This is a genomic window from Mesorhizobium sp. B2-9-1 (assembly GCF_006439455.1).
Classification (GTDB): Bacteria; Pseudomonadota; Alphaproteobacteria; order Rhizobiales; family Rhizobiaceae; genus Mesorhizobium.
The window spans coordinates 114,772-127,840 of the sequence record NZ_VFTP01000009.1 but is presented as its reverse complement, the minus strand read 5'-3'; the positions used below and the strand labels follow the sequence as shown (position 1 = coordinate 127,840).

Below are 13,069 nucleotides of genomic sequence, written 5' to 3'. Positions count from 1 at the left end.
CCGCGCGACTCTGCCGCGGCGTTGTTGCAAACGCGGTTTCAGCCGCGCGCGAACGCCGTGTTCAAAAGACTGATCTGGTCGGACACCGGATTGGCGCGCCGGCTGGGCGCGTGCGTCTCGCTGATGACGCCGCCATAGATTTCCTCGTCCATGCGCCGCACCAGCGACTGCAGGCGCAGCGAGCGCGTCACGAGGTCCAGAAAATCCCCGGGCAGCTCGTTCCAGCCAAGCGCCTCGTCATGCGCGGACGCGGTGTCGAGACGCACCTTGGATTTCTCCGAAGCCACCTGGTCGCGCGTCATCTCGCCGGAATTCGCCGCCCGCTGCAGCAAGAGCCAGGAGGCAACCTGCATGAGCCTTGTGGTCAGCCGCATCGATTCGGCCGCATAGAGCGTCGCCGCCGTGCGCGACAATTTCTTGGCTTCGAGCCTGCCCTTGCCATCGAGATATTCGGCGGCCTGTTCGACCAGCCCCATGCCTTCCTGGTAAAGCGGCTTGAAGGATTGGGAGAAAACCCGGCGCTCCGCCAATTTGATGGTTTTCGCGCTGCCCTTCGAAGGCTCGTTCATCGATACGCCCCTGCACTGCCGCAGCCGATTCGGCATCCTTGCCGACGCGGCCGCACCCTAAATGACTGAGGCTTGAAAATGCGCTTCGATGCCAATGAAGGCAAGCGCATGTTTAACAAACGGTTAACGCCGGGCCGGTTCCGGCCATCCGCAAGCGGACGGCATCAGCCAGCCGGCAGCGGATAAAAAAAGAGCCGCGGATAAGGCGGCTCTCAGGAGTTTAACAGGGAGGCGTCAAACAAAGTGGCTCCAACCACTCGGTAAGAATCCAGCAAAACTGGATGCGCTTAGTAAACGCCCGTAAAGCTTAATGAACCCTTAACGCGGCGGCGATTTTTTAAGCGAACGCGCTTTACTGTGCCGGAACAGGACAGCGGATTCGCCGCCCGGGATCGTCCGAGCACCGGATTTCGGGCGCCGATCGTGGCGGCCGTAACATGTTTGCTGCTGCCGCGGCATCGTTCCGAAACACGCGCCACGCAAAAGGCCGCTCCACAAAGGCGGCGCGCAGATCCGCGCCGCTTGAAATCAGGCAGGATATCCGGAGCAAAATCATGGATTGGTATTCGATTGTCAAATTCCTTCACGTCGTCTCGGCCGTTTTGTGGGTCGGCGGCGGCTTCGTGCTGTTCCTGCTCGGCGTGCTGGCCGAGCGCGCCGGCAAAATCGAGGACAAGCTGCTGGCTATCCGCGCCAGCGGACAGCTCGGCGGCCGGTTCTTCGCGCCGATGTCGATGCTGACGCTGGTCTTTGGCCTCGTCATGTGCGGCTTGTGGGTCGGCTTTGCCGACCTGTGGATCGTCATCGGCCTCGTCGGCTATGCCACGACCTTCTCGATCGGCATGCTGATCTTCAAGCCGACCGGCGAGCGCATGGGCACCATGATTGCCGAGCAGGGCGTGACGCCGGCCGCCCTCGCCATCGGCCAGCGCATGATGAACTGGGCGCGCCTCGATTATGCGGTGATGCTGGTGATCATCGCCGACATGGTGCTGAAGCCCACTTTGCACGACGTCGGCATTCTTGCCGGCATGGCGATGGTGGTTGCGCTGGGCGCCGCGCTCGCCTTCGGCGGCAGCCGCCAGATGGTGCCGAGCGCCGCTTGACATTAAGGCGCTCGCCCGAAGGCGCGTTGAGATTCAGGTCAGGCCGAGTCGGAGTCGAAGACGGGCGCGAAGCGACCAAACTGGGTGGTTTCCGAGAACCGGCCTACGCCGGCCGTAGCCTTCATAGACGGACACATCTATGAGGGCTTCATCCGGCGAAGGCCGGAAGCGCAGGAAATCGCCATTTGCAGGCCGGCTTCACCTGAATATCGACGCGCCTCACATCAAACCGGCTATGCCGTCCCACAGCAGCTTGACGGCGACCACCGCGACGGTGGCGTAGGTGAACGGATAGAAGATCTCCGGCCGCATGCGGCGCACCAGCCACGCGCCGGCGATGGTGGACAGCGGCGCCAGTGGCATCAGCACCGCCGAAGCGGTGAGATTGGTGGTGTCGAACTGGCCGAGCGCGAAATAGGGGACGAGCTTCAACGCATTGGTGGCGGCAAAGAAGACTGCCGCCGTGCCCGACAGCACTTTCGGATCGAGCCGGATAGGCAGCGCATAGACCTGGAAGGGCGGGCCGCCGACATGGGCGACGAAGCTGGTGAAGCCGGCGACAGTGCCCCAGAAAGCGGCGGCAATGCGGTTCGGTTCCGCCACATGATCGGCGCCGTGACGGAACTGCAGGTAGATCCAGCGCAGCACGAACACCAGCGCGACGGCGCCGACGATCAGCCGCACCATCTCCTCAGTGACCAAAGCCGCGGTCAGCCAGCCGAGCCCGATGCCGATGACGGCGCCGGGCATCATGTCGACCAGCATCCTGCGGTCGTAGACGCCCCACCAGGTCCACACTGAAACCACGTCCATCAGACACAGGATCGGCAGCAGGATGGCGGCCGCTTGAACCGGCGGGATGGTCAGAGCCATCAACGGCACGCCGACGAAACCGACGGCGCCGCCGAAACCGCCTTTCGACAAGCCGACAAGGATCACCGCCGGAATGGCGGCAGCATAGAACCACGGGTCGCTGAGCAGGCCTGACATCGGCAAAGGAGGGTTGGAGAAGGCGGGAATTCAGCCATAGCGCAGAACGGCGCCGCCGGGATAGTCATTAGTGCCGGCATCGGTTACCGCCGACCCCCTATATCGACGGCCGGCCGCATGGCCCGCGAAGCGGACTTGCGGCGATCTACCGAGCCGAGATTTTTGAACCAATCATCTTTCCTAGGAAACCGTAGAACCAGTCAGCCTGAGCACGATCAGCCTCATACATAATGCGATCCTGTTCCTCGCGTGACTGAACACCCGGTTTGCCATAGAAGCCATCCAGCGCCGCCTGCATGCGTCGGAATCCCTCGATTGTCACTTCGGGATGAGCTTGGAATGCGAAGGTGCTTTCTCCATAGCTGAAGGCTTGGTTGGGGTAGAGATCGCTTGACGCGAGATGTGTTGCGCCGGCTGGCATATCGAATGTGTGGAAATGAGCCTGCGCGACATGCAGTGGGTTCGGGAGAGTGGCACGGCCCGCTTCCGTGGGCCGCAACTCGTAGTATCCGAACTCTTGAACGCCGGAAGAAGGCGGTCCCACTTGGGCGCCAAGGGTATGGGCAATCTGTTGAGCGCCTAGGCAGAGGCCGAGCAATGGCACATCCTGCTTGATGCAGGCTTCAATCCAGCGTGCCTCCTCTTTGAGAAATGGATATCTGATTGTCTCGTAAGCCTCGAACCTGCCACCGAAGATGATGCTGGCTGCAACATCACGTTCTGGCGCTCCTAATACGTCTCCGTCAAACGGGTATCGATAATCGAGTTCAAATCCATGTCGAGTTCCAAAAATGGAAACCCGGTCATCGCGCGGACCACGGTCGTGACAGACCAAGATCAATCGACGCTTCTCCGGTCCTGTGGCCATCCCGATATCCTGTGTGTTGGCACCAAGGCACATGTCTACGCGTCAGCAGGAGCGCAAATCAATTGCTGATCCGCCAACCGGGGCATTGATTGAAAGCTAAAGCTCCGGGGAGTTTGACTGGATCGCCCCCGATGGGCTCTGCAACACGGACCAGCTGACGCCCGATCGGACGATGCTCGTCCCGCCCCCGTCCGCCGCATAGCCGACTGTTCAAGCCGCTCCCTTTGCTCTATGCCGCAATGCAACCATCTTCGCCCGGCATAGGCGAAACCGGGATCGAAGGCCAATGAACGAAGCAACTCCTCCCAACCGCTGCCGCATCGTGCTGATCGCGCCGCCGCTCGTGCCGGCGGAGCAAATCTGCGCGGCGTTCGACGGTGGCGACGTCGCCTCGTTGATCCTGCCCGACAACGGCATGGACGATGCCTCCTTCCAGGCCTTCGCCGAAAGGATCGTGCCGATCGCTCAAGGCGCCGGTGTCGCCGTCATCATCGCCGGCGACAGCCGCATCGCCGGGCGCGTCCAGGCCGACGGCATCCATGTCGAAGTGAAGCCCGCGGAACTCGCCGAGACGATCGAGCGCGTGGCCGGCAAGATGATGGTCGGCGCCGGCGGCGCCAAGACGCGCGACGAGGCGCTGGGGCTCGGCGAGGCGCGGCCCGACTATATGTTCTTCGGCCGTTTCGGCTATGACAACAAGCCGGAGCCGCACCACCGCAACCTCGCGCTGGGCGAATGGTGGGCGGAGATGATCTCGATCCCCTGCATCGTCATGGCCGGCTCCGAGCTCGCCTCCGTCGAGACGGTGGCCGCGACCGGTGCCGAGTTCGTGGCGCTGTCCAGCGCCGTCTTTGCCGACGGACGTGACCCGCGCGCCGCGATCGCCGCCGCCAACGCGTTGCTCGATGAAACCGCGCCGCGTTTCGAGGACTGACATGCGCCTGCGTGGCCTTTGCCTGACGGTTCTGGCCGGCTTGTTTGCGCAGGCCGCGATGGCGGCTGAGACCGTCCCGCTGCCGCAGCCGCGGCCGGAGACGAGCGCACCGGACAAGAGCGCACCCGACGCAACCAAGCCGGATGCAAGCACGCCGGATAGCGGCATGCCGGAGACTGGCACGCCGAATAAGGGCAAACTGGATACAGCCGCGCCGGACGCCGGCGCGCCGGATCCGAGCAGGTTCGGTACCGGCGCGCATATCGACAAGCCGATCCAAAACACCTTGCCGCAACCGGCGACCATGACGCCGCCATCGGCCGACGCCGTCAATCCCGACCGCTTCGGCGCCAAGCAGCCGGACGCCGCCTACGGCGCCTTCCAGCGCGGGCTTTACAAGACCGCCTACAATCTCGCCATGGAGCGCGCCAAGAACGGCGATCCGGCGGCTGAGACGCTCGTGGCCGAAATCCTGTCGCGCGGGCTGGGTGTGCCGCTCAATCCGGCCGAGGCCGCGAAATGGTATGCGCTGGCCGCCGAACAGGGCGTGCCGGAGGCTCAGTTCCAATATGCGCTGGCGCTGCTGGACGGCCGCTATGTGAAGAAGGACGAAAAGGCCGCTTTCGCGCTGATGCAGGCCGCGGCCGAGGCCGGCAACCGGCTTGCCCAGTTCAACTTCGCCCAGTTGCTCGTCCAGCAGGATCCCGGCGATGACGGCCTTGTGAAGGCCGCCGCCTATTACGAGCGCGCCGCCGCCACCGGACTTGCCGATGCGCAATATGCGCTGGCGCAGCTCTACGCCAATGGCGTCGGCGGCAAGCCGCATGACGACGCCCAGGCGCGTCTTCTCCTGGCGCAGGCCGCGAGACAGAACTACGACACCGCGCAGATCGACCTCGCCGCCTGGATGATCGAGGGGCGCGGCGGCGGGCGCGACCTGAAATCGGGCTTTGCCTGGATGAGACGGGCGGCGGAAGGCGGCAATGTCGCCGCCCAGAACCGTCTCGCCAAGCTCTATATGGGCGGCATCGGCACCGATCCGGACCTGATCCTTGCCGGCGCTTGGTACATCGTCGCCCGCCGCGCCGGGCTGATCGACCCGCAGATGGACGATTTCCTGCAGGGCCTCGACGACGATCAGACCAAGCAGGCGCTGCAGAAGGCAAATCGCCTGCCGTAGGAGCAAATGCAGGAAAGTGTCAGGCGGTCAGGTTCGGCGACTTCGCCGTGGCCTTCGGTCCGCAATTGCTCCTAAGGAGAAGACTTCATCACTGCATATGGTCGAGCACGACCTTGCCGAAAGGCGAGCCATGCTCGAGGTAGCGAAGCGCCGATGCGGCCTCATACCAGGGAAAGACCTTGTCGATAACCGGACGCAGGCCATTGACGGCAATCGCCCGGTTCATTGCCTCGAAGGACTGGCGTGACCCTACCGGAATGCCGCGCGCCGTGACCTGACGGCGGAAGATGTCGAGCGGATTGACCGATCCGTCGTTGCCACCGAGATAGCCGATGACGTTTATCTGGCCGCAGCGGGCCGCCGCATTGAGCGACTGCGCGAAACTGCGTGGACCGCCGACCTCGATGATGTGGTCCGCGCCGCGTCCGTCGGTCAGCCGCAGCACGGCTTCCGCCCATTCCGGATTGTCGCGATAATTCACGCCGTCATGCGCGCCGAGCTCTTTTGCCCGAGCAAGCTTTTCATCGCTGCTCGACGTGACGATCACGCGCGCCCCGGCGCTCTTCGCAAGCTGCACAGCGAACAGCGACACGCCGCCGGTGCCGAGAGTGAGCACCGTCTCGCCCGGCCTCAACTTGCCTTCGGTGAATAGCGCATGCCAGGCGGTCACGCCAGCGCAGGCCAGCGTTGCCGCTTCGATGTCGCTCAGATGGGCGGGCGCGAGCACCGCTGCCTGCTCATCGAGCAGCGCATACTCGCTGAGCATGCCGTCGATCGGCCCGCCACGCTGGTAAGACGCCTCGGCCATGGCGAAGCTGCCGGCTACCCAGCGTTGCCAGAACGTGCCGCAGACACGGTCGCCGACCTTGAACCGGCTGACCTCAGCGCCGACAGCCGCCACCTCGCCGACGCCGTCGGAAAGCAGCACCAGGGGCAGGGTGAATTTCGAGTGATAGCTGCCGCGGGCAATTTCGACATCGCGGTAATTGAGCGCGCTCGCCTTGACCTTGATGAGGATTTCCTGGCGCCCCGGCGCCGGCGTCGGCCGTTCAACGAGCTTGAGGTTTTCTATGCCGCCCGGGGCCTGTAATTCGATCGTGCGCATTTGCTTTCCTTCGACTGGAGTGTCGGCAGGAAAATCGCTTGCGCGACAGCGGAATTCAAATTCATAATAATCAGAATGATTATGCATCTGGAACATGAGCGATGATTGAGGAACTGCGCACCCTCGTCCTCTTCGCCGAGGAAGGTTCCATCCAGAAAGTCGCGCAGCGCCTGCCGCTGACGCAGCCGGCGGTGACCAGACAGCTGCAGCGGCTGGAGGACTTGCTCGGCACGACGCTGCTCGACCGCCGGCAAAAACCGCCGCGACTGACGTCGGCCGGATCCGAAGTGCTCTTGCGCGCCAGGGACATCCTTGCCTCGGTGGAGGCTCTGAAGTCTTTTGCAGCCGAGGCCGAACCGCGAGGCGTGCTGCGACTTGGCCTGGCGCATGGATTGTCCGACGCCAGCGTGGCCAACGCCATCGCCGGCGTCGCCGCGGCGTTTCCAAACGTCTCGCTGCGTCTGCGGACCGCCTGGAGCGGAGAACTCAGCGATCAATTCGAGCGCGGCCAATTCGACATTGCGATCGTTCTGAGAGCCCCTGACTACGAGGGTCCGGGCAAGCTTGGCATCGAGCGTCTCAGCGTCATCGCCCGGGCCGGCGGCACGCAGCGCCATCTCGAAGCCGGGTCGCCGATGCCCTGGGTGCTCAGCCCCGAACCTTGCGACGCCCGTCAAAGGCTGCTGTCTGTGATGGGGAGCGACAAACGGCGCCGGCTGGTCGTCTCGGCGGAAATTCAGGATCCCGCGATGCAGATGGAATGGGTCCGTCGCGGACACGGCCTCGGCCTGATGCCGTCGCGGTTGGCGGTGCGCGGAATTCCCGACGGCCTTGCCCTTGTCGACGCCGGCGATTTCGATCTTTCCATGCGGGTCGTGGCGCTCCGCTCCCCACATCTCAACCGCCTGGAAAAGGTAGCGGACGCCATCGCTCAGGTCGTCGGCGAGGCGATCGCGGTCACTGGCTGATATTGGCTCGCCGGGCGCGGCCGTTGCCTGCCTCCCTTGCTACTATGGGCAATTTGTGGTCTTGGAGGCGCCAAAGCGCGAGCCGCGCCAGAAAAATCTCATTCCGGATCAGTTCATCATGGCCAAGATCAGTGGCAACGAAATCCGTCCCGGCTATGTCATCGAGCACGATGGCGGGCTTTGGGTGGCGGTCAAGACCAACACCGTCAAGCCGGGCAAGGGCGGCGCCTACAATCAGGTCGAGCTGAAGAACCTGATCAACGGCACCAAGCTCAACGAGCGCTTCCGCTCGGCCGAAACCGTCGAGCAGATCCGGCTCGACCTGAAGGATTTTTCGTTCCTCTACGAGCAGGGCGACGCGCTGGTCTTCATGGATACCGAAAGCTACGAGCAGCTCGAACTGGCGAAGGACTTCGTCGGCGAGCGCGCCGCCTTCCTGCAGGACGGCATGATGGTGACGGTGCAGCTTTACGAGGAGCGGCCGATCGGCATTTCGCTGCCCGACCAGGTGACGCTGGCCATCACCGAGGCCGACCCGGTGGTGCGGGGCCAGACGGCCGCCTCCTCCTACAAGCCGGCGGTGCTGGAGAACGGCATCCGCGTGCTGGTGCCGCCCTTCATCTCGGCCGGCGAGCGCATCATCGTCGACACCAACGAAATCACCTACGTGCGCCGCGCGGATTAACGGCAAGAAAGCAGGAAGAAAAAATGGCGCGTTCCGCTCTCCTCAACGTCATGGTCCAGGCTGCGATGAAGGCCGGCCGCTCGTTGTCGCGCGACTTCGGCGAGGTGCAAAACCTGCAGGTCTCGATGAAGGGCCCAGGCGACTATGTCAGCCAGGCCGACCGCAAGGCCGAAGAGATCGTCTTCGCCGAGCTTTCCAAGGCGCGGCCGGGCTATGCCTTCCTGATGGAGGAGCGCGGCGCCGTCGAAGGCGAGGACGCTCAGCACCGCTGGCTCGTCGATCCGCTCGACGGCACCACCAACTTCCTGCACGGCATCCCGGTCTTCTCGGTGTCGATCGCGCTCGAGCGCCAGGGCCAGATCGTCGCCGGCGTCGTTTACAATCCGGCGATGGACGAGCTCTACACGGCCGAGCGCGGCGGCGGCGCCTTCATGAACGACCGGCGGTTGCGTGTTGCCGGCCGCTCCAAGCTGACCGACGCGGTGATCGGCTGCGGCGTGCCGCATCTCGGCCGCGGCCAGCACGGCAATTTCCTGATCGAGCTGCGCAACGTCATGGCCGAAGTCTCCGGCGTCCGCCGCCTCGGCTCCGCCGCGCTCGACCTTGCCTATGTCGCGGCCGGACGCATGGACGGTTTCTGGGAGACCGGCCTGTCGTCCTGGGACATCGCCGCGGGCATTCTTCTGGTGCGCGAGGCCGGCGGCTTCGTCTCCGACATGGATGGCGGACAGGGCATGCTGGACAGCGGCGAGGTCGTCGCCGGCAACGAACTCATCCAGCGCGCGTTGCTGAAAACCGTGAAGAAGCCATTGGCTGCTCGCTGACTAATGCATGTCTCCCAGAAGTGTGCAGCGGTTCTAGGACAACGACATGCATCAAAACAAAGACTTAAAGCGCGTCGCCTGAATCCGGTCCAGCGCGACGCGCTTTAAGGCGTTCTTTGCGTCGAAACGACGCGCTGCTTTGGTCGCAAAACCGCAACCGAAGCTTGAAATACTGGTCCGCGACTGCCCAGATTAGGCGTTGCAGGATCATTCATGAACGACGCGCATCCAGATACGAAGCTTGAGATCCCCTTTGTCGGGCGCTGGCACTATTCGCGCGCCGAAATGATCGCCGACGGCATCGTTCACGCAGTGGGCATCGTGCTGGCGATCGCCGCCGGCTCGACTTTCCTGGCCCTGGCTGCCTTCCACTCCGGCCCCGGCGAATATGTCGCCGCGGTGTTCTACGTGGTGTCGCTGCTCACCGTGCTCTCGGTTTCGCTGGCCTATAATCTGTGGCCGGTTTCGTGGCCGGCGAAATGGATCCTGCGCCGCTTCGACCATGCCGCGATCTATCTCCTGATCGCCGCCACCTACACGCCCTTCCTCGCCCAGCTCGACAACTCGCCGCTGGCGCTGCCCATGATCGTCATCGTGTGGAGCGCGGCAGCGGCCGGCATCGCCATCAAGATGTTCCTGCCCGGCCGGTACGACCGGCTGGCGATCGTCTTCTATCTCGCCATCGGCTGGAGCGGCGTCGTGCTGGCCGGACCGCTGGTCGAGACGCTGCCGACGACCTCGGTCGCGCTGCTTGTCGCCGGCGGCATCGTCTATTCCTGCGGCGTCGTCTTCTTCGCCTGGAAGGGCCTGCGCTTCCACAATGCCGTCTGGCACGGCTTCGTCGTCACCGGGGCGGGCCTCCATCTGGCCGCCATGGTCGACTGCCTCGTCGTCAACCGGTTCTAGGCCCTGGAGCAATTTCGGGAAAAGTGCGTAGCGGCTAAGTCCGGGGCCTCGGCCGTGGCGTTCCGTTCGGAATTGCGCCAAAACAAGCAAGTGCCGGCGATATTGCCAAGCGCCATTCAATTTGGTCACAATTCCGTTTAGAGTCGCGGCAATTCTGCGGCGGTGGCATCGGAAACGGGGCACGGATGGCTTTTCTCAGATCCTTCGGCAGGCGATCGGACGTCCTGGTCTATGATCCGCACAAGCTGTCGAGCCCGCAGGTCTTCCTGCTCACCATGGTGATCTTCCTGATCATCGTCGCTTTCATCGCCGCCATCCTCACCCGCCAGATCTCGACCGCCTTCTCCAGCAATCCGGGCCTCAACGGATTGATCGTCGGCGTGCTGGCGGTCGGCATCCTGCTTGCCTTCGCCCAGGTCGGGCGGCTGTTTCGCGAGGTGCGCTGGGTCAATTCCTTCCGCGCCGGCTCCGAGACCACCGAGCCGGTGCTTTTGTCGCCGATGAAGGCGATGATCGGCCGCTCATCGACGATCGCTTTTTCGACCTCCTCGATGCGCACGATGCTGGATTCCATCGCCACCCGCCTCGACGAGAGCCGCGACACCTCGCGCTATCTGGTCGGCCTGCTTGTGTTCCTCGGCCTGCTCGGCACCTTCTGGGGCCTGCTCAACACCATCGCCTCGATCCGCGAGACGATCGAGGCGTTGGACCCAGGCACCGGCGATGCCGCCGCCGTGCTCGACGCGCTCAAGCAAGGCCTGTCGGCGCCGCTCGCCGGCATGGGCACCGCGTTCTCGTCCTCGCTGTTCGGCCTTTCCGGCTCCCTGGTGCTCGGCTTCCTCGACCTGCAGGCCGGCCGCGCCCAGACCCGCTTCTACACCGAGCTTGAGAACTGGCTGTCTTCGGTCACCGATCTGTCGTCGGACATCGTCGTGTCCGAGACGTCGAAAACAGCCGAATCCTCCGAGGACATCCGCCTGCTGTCGGAGCGGTTGCGCAGCCTGCAGGAGAATGGCGGCGGCTCCAATCCGCGCGTCGCCACCGCCATGGCCAATCTTGCCGACGGCATCTCGGGGCTGGTGAAGAACATGCGCTCCGAGCAGCAGATCATGCGCGACTGGGTCGAAGCCCAGTCCGACGAGCAGAAGGCCATGCGCAACACGCTGGAAAAGATCGCCGACGCGCTGAAGAAGCAAGGGGTCCACTGACGTGGCGCTGGCAAGACGGCGCGCCGACCGCCGCATCGACTATTGGCCGGGCTTTGTCGACGCTTTGTCGACGCTGCTGCTGGCGATCATGTTCCTGCTCACCGTCTTCGTGCTGGCGCAGTTCCTGCTCAGCCGCGAGATCTCCGGCAAGGACACGGTTCTCAACCGGCTCAACTCGCAGATCAACGAGCTGACCCAGTTGCTCGCGCTCGAGCGCTCGAATTCGCAGGACAAGGAAGACTCGCTCGCCAATCTGCAGGCCTCGCTGTCGGCGGCGGAAGCGGAAAGGGGCCGGCTCCAGCAATTGCTGGAACAAGGCGCCGGCGCCGGCGATGCCGCCAACCAGCGCGCCACCGCATTGTCCGGCGAGCTCAGCAACCAGCGCCAGATCAGCCAGCAGGCGCTGAGCCAGGTCGAGATCCTCAACCAGCAGATCGCGGCGCTGCGCAAGCAGATCGGTGCGCTGGAAGACGCGCTCAACGTCTCCGAGCAGCGCGACCGCGACTCCAACACCAAGATCGCCGATCTCGGCCGCCGCCTGAATGTCGCGCTGGCGCAGCGCGTGCAGGAGCTCAACCGCTACCGTTCCGACTTCTTCGGCCGGCTGCGCGAGATCCTCGCCGACCGCGAGAACATCCGCATCGTCGGCGACCGCTTCGTCTTCCAATCGGAGGTGCTGTTCCCGACCGGCTCCGACGTGATCAACGACGCCGGCAAGGTCGAGATGAAGAAGCTCGCCGACGCCATCATCGAATTGCAGAAGGAAATCCCGCCGGAGATCAGCTGGGTGCTGCGTGTCGACGGCCATACCGACAACAAGCCGCTGTCCGGCACCGGCCGCTATCGCGACAACTGGGAGCTGTCGACCGCCCGCGCCACCTCGGTGGTGAAGTTCCTGATCGAGAACGGCGTGCCGGCCAACCGGTTGGTGGCCGCCGGCTTCGGCGAGTTCCAGCCGCTCGACCCTGCCGACACCGACGAGGCGCGCAGCAAGAACCGCCGCATTGAACTGAAGCTCACCGAACGGTGAGCTATTATCACGCCAAGTCACGGGGAGTTGTTTGTCGGCTGAATACTTAGAGCGCCAAGTCGCCGCGACAAGCGCCGAAAACATTATCTCTTTTTAATTACACATCGCAAATCGACGCACCTAACTTGCCGCGCAGGGCCGGGGTCCGCCGGCGATGCCTCGCATCGCGACGCGACGGAACCGGACGGCCCGAAAGGTCGGAAGACGAAGCGGCGCGGCCGCTCCCTTCCTGGTAGGAGGATGCGCCGCCATGCGCATTTCAACATCTCTCAAGACAGCAACCCTCGCTGCGGTTCTGATCGCGGCTCCGCTCGCCGCCTATGCGGCCGGCCATCACAGGGGCGGCGCCCTGGACACACCCGATCCGACCGTTATGACCGGACCGCGCGTGACGAGCCTGGTCGAGCAGATGCAGGGCGTGAACCAGGGCATCACCGACGCCCGCGAAACGAACAGCATCTCGGCCTCGGAAGCGCAGCACCTGCATATGCGCACCGCGCATATCAGCCAGGCCGCGCAACATGTCGCGGCTTCGGATCACGGCAGGATACCGTCCGCACAATATCATGAGCTGCTGCGCAGGCTCGACAATGTCGACCAGAGACTGATGAACGATACCGGCAGCAGCTTCATGATGGGCGACGGTTCCGACGGCGGCAATTACCCGAACGGCTGACCTCTTCGAAAGGGATCACC

14 protein-coding genes are annotated in these 13,069 nt (G+C 64.0%); 10 read left to right on the top strand and 4 right to left on the bottom strand.

Annotation, left to right across the window (positions count from 1 at the left end; genetic code table 11):
* Positions 1 to 38: 38 nt before the first annotated feature.
* Entirely contained in the window at positions 39 to 569 is a 531-nt protein-coding gene (locus FJW05_RS17710; protein ID WP_140634397.1) for a DUF1465 family protein, read from the bottom strand.
* 554 nt (positions 570 to 1,123) lie between these two features.
* Here FJW05_RS17710 and FJW05_RS17705 point away from each other — a divergent pair.
* Complete coding sequence (locus FJW05_RS17705) at positions 1,124 to 1,675, top strand: DUF2269 family protein (protein WP_140634395.1); 552 nt, start codon at positions 1,124 to 1,126, stop codon at positions 1,673 to 1,675.
* 219 nt (positions 1,676 to 1,894) lie between these two features.
* Here FJW05_RS17705 and FJW05_RS17700 read toward each other — a convergent pair whose 3' ends face one another.
* Positions 1,895 to 2,665 carry a sulfite exporter TauE/SafE family protein gene (locus FJW05_RS17700; RefSeq protein WP_140634393.1) on the bottom strand — a complete coding sequence of 257 codons (771 nt, stop codon included), beginning with the start codon at positions 2,663 to 2,665 and terminating at the stop codon, positions 1,895 to 1,897.
* 145 nt (positions 2,666 to 2,810) lie between these two features.
* A complete protein-coding gene (locus FJW05_RS17695) occupies positions 2,811 to 3,533 on the bottom strand; it encodes a glutamine amidotransferase (protein ID WP_140634391.1) in 723 nt (240 codons plus the stop codon).
* Between the two features lie 286 nt (positions 3,534 to 3,819).
* Between FJW05_RS17695 and FJW05_RS17690 the strand changes: the two genes are divergently transcribed.
* Positions 3,820 to 4,467 (top strand): thiamine phosphate synthase, encoded by a 648-nt coding sequence (locus FJW05_RS17690; RefSeq protein ID WP_140634389.1) that lies wholly within the window; start codon positions 3,820 to 3,822, stop codon positions 4,465 to 4,467.
* Position 4,468: 1 nt separating this feature from the next.
* On the top strand, positions 4,469 to 5,647 hold the full coding sequence (locus tag FJW05_RS17685; protein ID WP_246673502.1) for a tetratricopeptide repeat protein: 1,179 nt from the start codon (positions 4,469 to 4,471) through the stop codon (positions 5,645 to 5,647).
* A gap of 88 nt (positions 5,648 to 5,735) precedes the next feature.
* On the opposite strand, the gene FJW05_RS17680 is transcribed toward FJW05_RS17685, so the two are convergent.
* Positions 5,736 to 6,752, bottom strand: a complete 1,017-nt coding sequence (locus tag FJW05_RS17680; RefSeq protein WP_140634387.1) for an NAD(P)-dependent alcohol dehydrogenase — start codon at positions 6,750 to 6,752, stop codon at positions 5,736 to 5,738.
* A gap of 101 nt (positions 6,753 to 6,853) precedes the next feature.
* Here FJW05_RS17680 and FJW05_RS17675 point away from each other — a divergent pair, with 101 nt between their 5' ends.
* The 7 genes from FJW05_RS17675 (at position 6,854) to FJW05_RS17645 (ending at position 13,049) form a co-directional block, all read left to right on the top strand.
* A complete protein-coding gene (locus FJW05_RS17675; RefSeq protein ID WP_140634385.1) occupies positions 6,854 to 7,720 on the top strand; it encodes a LysR family transcriptional regulator in 867 nt (288 codons plus the stop codon).
* Positions 7,721 to 7,838: 118 nt separating this feature from the next.
* Positions 7,839 to 8,405: an elongation factor P gene (efp, locus tag FJW05_RS17670; protein ID WP_095767538.1), complete on the top strand. Its 567-nt coding sequence runs from the start codon at positions 7,839 to 7,841 to the stop codon at positions 8,403 to 8,405.
* Positions 8,406 to 8,428: 23 nt separating this feature from the next.
* On the top strand, positions 8,429 to 9,229 hold the full coding sequence (locus FJW05_RS17665; RefSeq protein ID WP_140634383.1) for an inositol monophosphatase family protein: 801 nt from the start codon (positions 8,429 to 8,431) through the stop codon (positions 9,227 to 9,229).
* A gap of 213 nt (positions 9,230 to 9,442) precedes the next feature.
* On the top strand, positions 9,443 to 10,135 hold the full coding sequence (locus FJW05_RS17660) for a hemolysin III family protein (protein WP_095767262.1): 693 nt from the start codon (positions 9,443 to 9,445) through the stop codon (positions 10,133 to 10,135).
* A gap of 185 nt (positions 10,136 to 10,320) precedes the next feature.
* On the top strand, positions 10,321 to 11,343 hold the full coding sequence (locus FJW05_RS17655; RefSeq protein ID WP_140634382.1) for a MotA/TolQ/ExbB proton channel family protein: 1,023 nt from the start codon (positions 10,321 to 10,323) through the stop codon (positions 11,341 to 11,343).
* A 1-nt stretch (position 11,344) separates the two neighbouring features.
* A complete protein-coding gene (locus tag FJW05_RS17650; RefSeq protein ID WP_140634380.1) occupies positions 11,345 to 12,373 on the top strand; it encodes a peptidoglycan -binding protein in 1,029 nt (342 codons plus the stop codon).
* A gap of 250 nt (positions 12,374 to 12,623) precedes the next feature.
* The gene (locus FJW05_RS17645; protein WP_140634378.1) at positions 12,624 to 13,049 is read left to right on the top strand and encodes a hypothetical protein; all 426 of its coding nucleotides are present in this window, start codon (positions 12,624 to 12,626) and stop codon (positions 13,047 to 13,049) included.
* Positions 13,050 to 13,069: the final 20 nt, after the last annotated feature.

What these genes read in the sequence shown, in the direction of transcription:
- FJW05_RS17705 (WP_140634395.1), top strand. Translation starts at nt 1,124, where the DNA reads ATGGATTGGTATTCGATTGTCAAATTCCTTCACGTCGTCTCGGCCGTT.
- FJW05_RS17655 (WP_140634382.1), top strand. Translation starts at nt 10,321, where the DNA reads ATGGCTTTTCTCAGATCCTTCGGCAGGCGATCGGACGTCCTGGTCTAT.
- FJW05_RS17660 (WP_095767262.1), top strand. Translation starts at nt 9,443, where the DNA reads ATGAACGACGCGCATCCAGATACGAAGCTTGAGATCCCCTTTGTCGGG.
- FJW05_RS17680 (WP_140634387.1), bottom strand. Translation starts at nt 6,752, where the DNA reads ATGCGCACGATCGAATTACAGGCCCCGGGCGGCATAGAAAACCTCAAG.
- FJW05_RS17645 (WP_140634378.1), top strand. Translation starts at nt 12,624, where the DNA reads ATGCGCATTTCAACATCTCTCAAGACAGCAACCCTCGCTGCGGTTCTG.
- FJW05_RS17675 (WP_140634385.1), top strand. Translation starts at nt 6,854, where the DNA reads ATGATTGAGGAACTGCGCACCCTCGTCCTCTTCGCCGAGGAAGGTTCC.
- FJW05_RS17690 (WP_140634389.1), top strand. Translation starts at nt 3,820, where the DNA reads ATGAACGAAGCAACTCCTCCCAACCGCTGCCGCATCGTGCTGATCGCG.
- FJW05_RS17695 (WP_140634391.1), bottom strand. Translation starts at nt 3,533, where the DNA reads ATGGCCACAGGACCGGAGAAGCGTCGATTGATCTTGGTCTGTCACGAC.
- FJW05_RS17700 (WP_140634393.1), bottom strand. Translation starts at nt 2,665, where the DNA reads ATGTCAGGCCTGCTCAGCGACCCGTGGTTCTATGCTGCCGCCATTCCG.
- FJW05_RS17710 (WP_140634397.1), bottom strand. Translation starts at nt 569, where the DNA reads ATGAACGAGCCTTCGAAGGGCAGCGCGAAAACCATCAAATTGGCGGAG.
- FJW05_RS17685 (WP_246673502.1), top strand. Translation starts at nt 4,469, where the DNA reads ATGCGCCTGCGTGGCCTTTGCCTGACGGTTCTGGCCGGCTTGTTTGCG.
- FJW05_RS17665 (WP_140634383.1), top strand. Translation starts at nt 8,429, where the DNA reads ATGGCGCGTTCCGCTCTCCTCAACGTCATGGTCCAGGCTGCGATGAAG.
- efp (WP_095767538.1), top strand. Translation starts at nt 7,839, where the DNA reads ATGGCCAAGATCAGTGGCAACGAAATCCGTCCCGGCTATGTCATCGAG.